This window comes from uncultured Granulicatella sp. (assembly GCF_963515095.1).
In the GTDB taxonomy this organism is placed as follows: Bacteria; Bacillota; Bacilli; order Lactobacillales; family Aerococcaceae; genus Granulicatella.
In genome coordinates this window covers 1-8,370 of sequence record NZ_CAUPXD010000043.1, presented here as the reverse complement: position 1 = coordinate 8,370, position 8,370 = coordinate 1, and the positions used below count along the sequence as shown (strand labels likewise).

At 33.2% G+C, this 8,370-nt stretch carries 8 protein-coding genes and 1 tRNA gene; 8 read left to right on the top strand and 1 reads right to left on the bottom strand.

What is annotated here, in order from left to right:
- Nucleotides 1–208: 208 nt before the first annotated feature.
- From RWL86_RS07895 to RWL86_RS07880, 4 genes are all read left to right on the top strand, one after another.
- Nucleotides 209–613 (top strand): GNAT family N-acetyltransferase, encoded by a 405-nt coding sequence (locus tag RWL86_RS07895; RefSeq protein ID WP_314078634.1) that lies wholly within the window; start codon nucleotides 209–211, stop codon nucleotides 611–613.
- A 36-nt stretch (nucleotides 614–649) separates the two neighbouring features.
- Nucleotides 650–883, top strand: a complete 234-nt coding sequence (locus tag RWL86_RS07890) for a hypothetical protein (protein ID WP_314078633.1) — start codon at nucleotides 650–652, stop codon at nucleotides 881–883.
- A 90-nt stretch (nucleotides 884–973) separates the two neighbouring features.
- Entirely contained in the window at nucleotides 974–1,210 is a 237-nt protein-coding gene (locus RWL86_RS07885; RefSeq protein WP_314078631.1) for a hypothetical protein, read from the top strand.
- 154 nt (nucleotides 1,211–1,364) lie between these two features.
- Nucleotides 1,365–1,598 (top strand): hypothetical protein, encoded by a 234-nt coding sequence (locus RWL86_RS07880; protein ID WP_314078628.1) that lies wholly within the window; start codon nucleotides 1,365–1,367, stop codon nucleotides 1,596–1,598.
- Between the two features lie 267 nt (nucleotides 1,599–1,865).
- Here the strand turns inward: RWL86_RS07880 and RWL86_RS07875 are convergent.
- Nucleotides 1,866–1,938, bottom strand: a tRNA-Lys gene (locus RWL86_RS07875).
- A gap of 247 nt (nucleotides 1,939–2,185) precedes the next feature.
- On the opposite strand from RWL86_RS07875, the gene pnp reads away from it, so the two are divergent.
- From pnp to cls, 4 genes are all read left to right on the top strand, one after another.
- Nucleotides 2,186–4,291, top strand: a complete 2,106-nt coding sequence (gene pnp, locus RWL86_RS07870) for a polyribonucleotide nucleotidyltransferase (RefSeq protein ID WP_314078627.1) — start codon at nucleotides 2,186–2,188, stop codon at nucleotides 4,289–4,291.
- A 159-nt stretch (nucleotides 4,292–4,450) separates the two neighbouring features.
- Nucleotides 4,451–6,127, top strand: a complete 1,677-nt coding sequence (locus RWL86_RS07865) for a ribonuclease J (RefSeq protein ID WP_314078625.1) — start codon at nucleotides 4,451–4,453, stop codon at nucleotides 6,125–6,127.
- 26 nt (nucleotides 6,128–6,153) lie between these two features.
- Nucleotides 6,154–6,759: an energy-coupled thiamine transporter ThiT gene (locus tag RWL86_RS07860; protein WP_314078623.1), complete on the top strand. Its 606-nt coding sequence runs from the start codon at nucleotides 6,154–6,156 to the stop codon at nucleotides 6,757–6,759.
- Nucleotides 6,760–6,825: 66 nt separating this feature from the next.
- The gene (gene cls / locus RWL86_RS07855) at nucleotides 6,826–8,265 is read left to right on the top strand and encodes a cardiolipin synthase (RefSeq protein WP_314078621.1); all 1,440 of its coding nucleotides are present in this window, start codon (nucleotides 6,826–6,828) and stop codon (nucleotides 8,263–8,265) included.
- Nucleotides 8,266–8,370 lie beyond the last annotated feature (105 nt).

Here is an 8,370-nt window from a genome sequence, read left to right as displayed (position 1 = left end):
TAAAGACTTAATTTGGTGTTAAATTTGATCCACCAACAGAATTTGTCGATGAGCCACAATCATGATCAGCTATCTAACGGCTGGTAATGATTGTTTTTTTATTAAGTAAAAGTTAGATATAGCGAAATAGAAAAACTTTCATAGACTACATAAATTGAGTTTAAGTGTTATAATAAGTGTACAAAAAGGTATTGGAGGAATTACTAGTATGGAATTTATTCATAAAGTACCAAGTGTTGAAGCTTATAACAAATTGAGAGTTAACTCTGGGATGAACAGTACTAAACCAAATTCTGAAGTTAAAAAGGCACTTGAAGGGACTCTTTTCGCCGTTTCTGTTTATGAGGATGATGAACTTATTGGACTTGGAAGAATTGTTGGTGATGGAGGAATTACTTTTGTTGTCTCTGATATTATGGTGGACAAAAAATTCCAGAGACGTGGAATTGCCAATAAAATGATGGAAATCATTGATCAATGGTTTGATGAAAATACACATGAGAGTAGTTTTATTACATTAGTAGCCAAAGTTCCGGCGGATAAACTTTATTCTAAACATCATTTTTGTTATCTCCCAGAAAATAGAGTTGGGATGATTAGGGATAAATCATGATAAAAATTCATTTAGAATAAAGGTGATGATGTAAAAATGAAAAAAATGACAATGGTAGAAAAAGGTAAATTATTAGTAAAAGTAATGGAAAGTGATCTAACACCTGAAGAAAAAGCTAAGAAATTAGAGTTTTTTAAAGATGATTATGAAGTTGAGCATTTTATCAAACTAAGTTTTCATGACATTTATCTAGCTGTATTAGATAATTTAGGTATCGAAAAATATACAGGGGATAATGAATTGTTGAAACATGTAGCTAGAGTTTTATAACGTTTATAGCTTAAATCAAGCCTCTATTAAAGAGTAGAATATTACCTAATTAAAAAATATAATAGAATATTCGGAAAGTAGGAAACTATTATGGCTATAGTGGATAATGGAATATTTATTAGAAATGCTGTTTTGAATCATGATGTTTCAGATAAAACTATTAGAAAAATAAAAAGATTAGTGTCAGATAAGAATCCAATGCCAATAACACACGCCCCTATTGGCACTATTGCTTTAGCAGCACTAGATGTTCTTGGTATACAACCTTATAAGGGAGACAATCAGTTTGCACATTACTACAAGGAAATGTTTTCCAGTTATGAATAAATTTTTGCATAAAATAGCAACTAGTAAAAAATAGATTCTAACTAATGTAGAATTGTTGAGTCTTTTACATTTCTGAGCGTTATAATGCAAGTAGAAAATAATGGATAATGGATAAAGAATATAATGAAAATTTCAACAAAGAGGATGAAGAACGATGAAAAAACTAGTAATGATTGAAAAATGTAAATTAATAGCTACAGTTTTAAAAAGTGATTTAACTCCAGAAGAAAAAGCAGAAAAATTATCTATTTTAAAAGATGATGATGAATTGGAAACTTTTTCAAAACTGACTTTTCGTGAGTTGTATATAGCTCTATTGGACCATTTAGGCATTGAAGAATATAAAGGGGATAACGTACGAATCAAACACATAGCTCGTGTATTTTAATACTAAATTTTATCCAAGCACTTAACAATAGTTAGGTGCTTTTTTTGTACCCAAAATTAGTATAGATAAGAATTTGAATGGATCTGAACAGAAAGGTAATTTTTTTATTCTCACCATAGGGACGGTAGTTGTTTTGTTTAGAAAATAGTTTAGATAAAAGTTTAGATTTAGTTTAGATTAAAATGGATAAAAATAAATAAAAACGTAAGAACAATGTGATAATAACAATGTTTTTACGTTCACTTTAATAAGAATTATATTTCATTATGCCCCCTACAGGGCTCGAACCTGTGACCCATAGATTAAGAGTCTACTGCTCTACCAACTGAGCTAAGGAGGCATTGATTACGTTTTTAGTATAGCACTTTGAAGATAAAATGCAATCGTTTTTAGGATTTTTTTCAAAAAATACTCAAAAAAATAGTTATTCAGTATCGTTTATGGTAGAATTATTGCGTATGACAATCAAGGAGTATTCTTTTTAGCGTGCTTACTTTAGAAATATAAGAAGGTGACTATTTCGTCTGTTTATATTTCTAAAAGTAGGTTTAAAAGATACTCTTAAAAAGAAGAAAAGGAGAATCGATATGTCAGAGAAAAAAGTATATAGCTATGAATGGGGCGGAAGACTGTTACAAGTTGAAATCGGCCAATTAGCAAAACAAGCAAATGGTGCTGTCTTAGTTCGTTATGGAGATACAGTTGTATTAACAGCAGCCGTTGGTACAAAACAAGCAAAGGATACAGATTTCTTCCCATTAACTGTTAATTATGAAGAAAAAATGTATGCAGCAGGTAAAATTCCTGGAGGATTTATTAAACGTGAAGGACGTCCAAGTGAACATGCGACATTAACAGCTCGTTTAATTGACCGTCCAATTCGTCCAATGTTTGCGGAAGGTTTCCGTAATGAAGTTCAAATTACAAATACTGTAATGTCTGTAGATCCAAACTGTCCACCAGAAATGGCTGCTATGTTTGGTTCAAGTTTAGCATTATGTATTTCAGATATTCCATTTGATGGTCCAATTGCTGGGGTAGATGTTGGTCGTGTAAACGGAGAATACGTGATTAACCCTACAACTGAACAAGCTGAATTATCAGATATCGAATTATCTGTAGCGGGTACTGCAACTGCGATTAACATGGTAGAAAGTTCTGCTAGAGAAGTGAGCGAAGAAGATATGTTAGGAGCATTATTATTTGGTCACGAAGAAATTAAAAAATTAGTAGCTTTCCAACAACAAATCGTTCAAGAAATTGGAAAAGAAAAAATGGAAGTAACATTGCTATCATTTGATTCAGAAATCGAAAAACAAGTGAAAGACTTATTCAGTCAAGCAATGATTAATGCAATCCAAACAGAAGAAAAATTAGCTCGTGAAGAAAATATTGAAAAAGTTAAAGAAACTGCATTAGAACATTTTGAAGCTGTTTTAGAAGAAAATGATGAAAAAGTAGGTTTATTAAAACAAGTTTCTCAATTAGTAGATAATCTTGAAAAAGATGAAGTACGTCGTTTAATTACTGAAGAAAAAGTACGTCCTGATGGTCGTAAAATTGACGAAATTCGTCCATTGTCTTCAGAAATTGACTTATTACCACGTGTTCACGGTTCAGGTTTATTTACTCGTGGACAAACTCAAGCATTAACTTCAGCTACATTAGCACCTTTAGGAGAATATCAAGTCATTGATGGTTTAGGAATTGAAGAAGGTAAACGATTCATCCACCACTACAATTTCCCACAATTCTCTGTAGGTTCAGTAGGTCGTGCTGGAAGCCCAGGTCGTCGTGAAATTGGGCACGGTGCTTTAGGGGAACGTGCATTGAAACAAGTCATCCCAACTCCAGAAGATTTCCCTTATACAATTCGTCTTGTATCAGAAGTGTTAGAATCAAATGGTTCATCTTCTCAAGCAAGTATTTGTGCGGGAACATTAGCGTTAATGGCAGCAGGTGTTCCCATTAAAGCTCCTGTAGCTGGTATTGCGATGGGATTAATTTCTGATGGTACAAACTATACAGTATTAACAGATATCCAAGGGTTAGAAGACCACTTAGGAGATATGGACTTTAAAGTTGCTGGTACAACAACTGGTATTACAGCTTTACAAATGGATATTAAAATCCAAGGAATTACAGAACAAATTTTACGTGAAGCATTAACGCAAGCGAAAAAAGCTCGTTTTGAAATTTTAGAAGAATTAACTTCTACAATTGCTGAACCTCGTAATGAGTTAAGCCCATATGCACCTAAGATTGAAATGATTTCTATTCACCCAGATAAAATTAAAGTTGTTATCGGTCGTGGTGGAGAAACAATCAATAGCATTATTGATGAAACTGGCGTTAAAATTGATATCGATCAAGAAGGTCATGTATCCATTGCTTCAACTGATGCTGCAATGATTCAACGTGCAAAAGAAATTATTGAAGATTTAACACGTGAAATCGAAGCTGGACAAGTGTATGAAGGAACTGTTCGCCGTATTGAAAAATTCGGAGCTTTTGTTGAAATTGCAAAAGGAAAAGATGGATTAGTTCACATCTCTGAATTAGCGCATGAACGTGTGGCAAAAGTAGAAGATGTATTAGCGATTGGAGATAAAGTAAAAGTAAAAGTTACTGAAATTGATGGACAAGGTCGTATTAACTTATCTCGCAAAGCATTAATCGAAAAAGAAGCTTAATCATTCATGAAATGAGGCTAGGAAAACCCTAGTCTCATTTTTTATTTCCAAGAAAAATATGAAATGTTAGTCAAAAAAACGTAAATATGGTATTCTAGAATAAGAATGTAAACAAGTTGGTAAGACAAAATACAACAAATAAATAAGATGAGGTGAACTATGAGTTCAATTAAAATAATGGCGCTAGGAGGCGTTCGAGAAAACGGTAAGAGTTTATATGCCGTTGAAGTAGATGAAGATATTTTCGTCTTAGATTGTGGATTGGTTTATCCAGAAGACGAATTATTAGGAATCGATGTCGTGATTCCAGATTTTACTTACTTAGAAGACAATAAAGATCGGATTGCAGGAGTATTTTTAACCCATGGTCATGCGGATGCAGTAGGAGCTCTTCCTTATTTTCTAAAAAATATTCAAGCACCAGTTTTTGGGACAGAATTAACGATTGCTTTAGCAAAATATTATGTAGAGTCTTCTAAACAAGTAAAAGGATTTGATGATTATCATATCGTCACTGAAAATACAGAAATTGATTTTGAATCTGTAACGGTGAAATTTTTCAAAACAACCCATACTATTCCAGATTCAGTAGCGATTGTTTTAAAAACAGCAGACGGAAGTATTGTTTATACTGGAGACTTTAAGTTTGACCAAAGTGCTGCCGTTGGCTATCAAAGTAATTTTGGCCGTATTACGGATATTGGAGAAGAATATGTCTTAGCCTTATTAAGTGATTCTAGTGATGCAGAAAGTTACGAGGAAAATGTTAGCGATCGTAGAATTGAAGCTAGTATTTTAGATACATTTAGAAATGCAACTGGGCGTATTATTGTAGCCTGTGTGGCAAGTAATATTTTACGAATTCAACAAGTTTTTAATGCAGCTCATGAATCAGGACGTAAGATTTTCTTAACAGGTGCAGAATTAGAAGAAATCGTGAATATTGCATTGAAATTAAATAAATTAACAGTTCCTTCAGAAGATTTATTCGTAACTGCACGTGAATTAAAACGTTTAGCAGATGATGAAATTGTGGTGTTAGAAACAGGAAATGTAGGCGAACCAATTAAAGCTTTACAAAAAATGGCACAAGGTCGTCACCGTCAAGTGAATTTACATCAAGGAGATTTAGTCTATATTGCGACAACTCCTTCAACTGCAATGGAAACAGCCATTGCTCGTACGAAAGATATGATTTACCGTGCGGAAGCTGAAGTCGTTGAAATGGCTGATAATGCGAAAGCAAGCGGACATGCGACTCCAAATGATTTAAAACTAATGATGAATTTATTACAACCAACATTCTTCATTCCCGTTCAAGGGGAATATCGTAGTTTATTAGCTCATGCTGAGTTAGCACACGAATTAGGAATTCCATATTCTAATATTTTCATTCCTGGTAAAGGGGATGTTATTGAAATTTCTAAAGGAAGAATGACCGCTACTGGACAAGTTCCAGCGGGAAATGTTCTAGTAGATGGAATTGGTGTTGGAGATATCGGTAATATTGTACTAAAAGATCGTAAGATTTTATCAGAAGATGGAATTTTCGTAGTCGTTGTAACGATTTCTAGACGTTTAGGAAAAATTTTATCCGGACCACAAATTGTTTCTCGAGGCTTTGTTTATATGAAGACGAGTGAAGAGTTATTACAAGAATCACAAAAAATTGTGACGGATATTGTGGAAGAAAATTTAGCAAGTGATAATTTTGAATGGCCACGTTTAAAACAAGAAGTACGTGATGGATTAAGTCGCTATTTATTTGAACAAACAAAACGTCGCCCAGTTATTCTTCCAATTATTATGGAAGCATCACATTATAAAAAAGATTAAGTTGTATTATTGAAAGGGGAACATTCATGGGTTCAAAAGCAGTTAAAATTATGTTAGAAGTTTTGGTAGCAATTGTTGTTGCTAGTGGACTTTCTTACATTCCAGCAATTGGAGGAAATGTAGTCATTGACTTTGCCATTATTCCTTTAATTTTAGTATCACTAAGACATGGAGGAATTTGGGGAGCAATCGCAAGTATTTTATTTGGTCTTCTACATGGAGTATTACATCCAAGTGGAACAGGATATATTGTTGTTCCATTCCATGATTCTGTAATGGGATATGGATTTGTAGCTTTTGCTGGATTCTTTGCGAGAAATACGGTTCGTACAGCATTTAATGCTCGCATTTCTTCTACTGTTTTAAATGTAGTAACAGCTAGTATTATTGCAACATTTGTCAGCTATGGTTTCCATGCTATTGCTAGTGCGATTGGAGCACCAACATTATTTGCAACTGAAAAAGTTGCTTTAGCAAGTGGATTTTTAGGATTTTCAGTAAACTTTATTGCTACATTAGTAGTGACATTAGTAGTATTAGTAACGTTGATTTATGTAAAACGTGACATTTACATTCCGAAAGGAACAAAATACTTATCTCGAAAAGAAAAATCTCACTTATTAAATGACTAATGAGAGTGGGAAAACAGTTTCTGTTTTCCTGCTTTTTTTCTAAATAAGAAGGGAAGGAGAGAGGAAATGGATTTATTATTGACAATAGTAACAGGTTTGATATTTATCAATACACTTGGAGCAATTATTACGGTCTTTAGAGAACCGAGAGAGATTTCTGCTACATGGGCTTGGTTATTAGTCTTAGTCTTTTTCCCATTTTTAGGGTTTATTATTTATTTCTTTTTTGGAAGAAAAATTAGTAAAGATCGAATTTTCGATTTGAAATCTCAAGACACATTTCGAATTAGAAAAGTAGCCGAAACTCAATTAGAGGAATTAGAACAAGATAATACGTTTTTTGAAGATTTATATTTAAAAGAATTAGCGGTGCTATTTTTAGAAAGTGATGAATCTGTTATTACAAAAGGAAATCAAGTTGAAATTATGACATCTGGTCAGGAGAAATTTACTCAATTAAAAGAAGATTTGAGAGATGCTAAAGACCATATTCATATCGGCTATTATATTTTTAATGATGATGAATTAGGCCATGAATTATTAGAAATTTTAGTTGAAAAAGCGCAACAAGGAGTCGAAGTTTTAGTGCTATATGATGCATTAGGGTCTCGTTTTACAAAACAAAAATTTTGGAAGAAACTTCACGATGCGGGTGGACGTTCAGAAGCCTTTTTCGGGTATACATTTGGGATTATTAATTTGCGGATGAACTATCGTAATCACCGTAAAATTGTTGTCATTGATGGAAAGATTGGCTATGTGGGTGGCTTTAATATTGGGGATGAATATTTAGGAAAGGGAAAACTAGGGCAGTGGAGAGATACGCATTTAAGAATTAGAGGGAATGCCGTATTATCTCTTCAAGCTCGCTTCTTTATTGATTGGAATGCAACAGCTTCAGAACGATATCAAAAAACATTTTCTGAGCGATATTTTCCTACTTTAGAATGTTTAGGAGATACAGCTATGCAAATCGTTTCAACAGGGCCGGATAATGATTATCAAAAAATTAAAATGGGATTTGTTAAAATGATTTATATGGCGAAAAAATCGATTGATATTCAAACGCCTTATTTTATTCCAGATGAAAGTGTTCTGGAAGCTTTGCAAGTGGCTGCTCTTTCAGGAGTAAAAGTACGAATTATGGTTCCATGCAAACCGGATCATCCATTTGTTTATCGTGCAACAGAATATTATTGTCGGAATTTATTAAAAGACGGTGTAGAAATTTATTTATACGAAGAAGGTTTCTTGCATGCGAAAACAATGGTCGTAGATGGCGTTGCTTCTACAGTTGGAACCTCTAATTTTGATATGCGAAGTTTCCGATTGAATTTTGAAATTAATGCGTTTATTTATGATGAGGAAATTTCATGTAAGCTACAAGATATTTTTGAGAAAGATATTGAGAACTGTTTATTAGTAGATGAAGCGTATTTTAAAAAGCAATCTCCGTGGAAAAAATTTAAACAAAAATTCTCCAGACTGCTTTCTCCGATACTATAAATTTTCATATAAGACTTTATTACTAAGAAAAAAGACTTCTCATTGTAGTGCAGGAAAAACTCCAAGACGGTTTCACCGTCTTACTCATGACAGAAACAAAAGTTG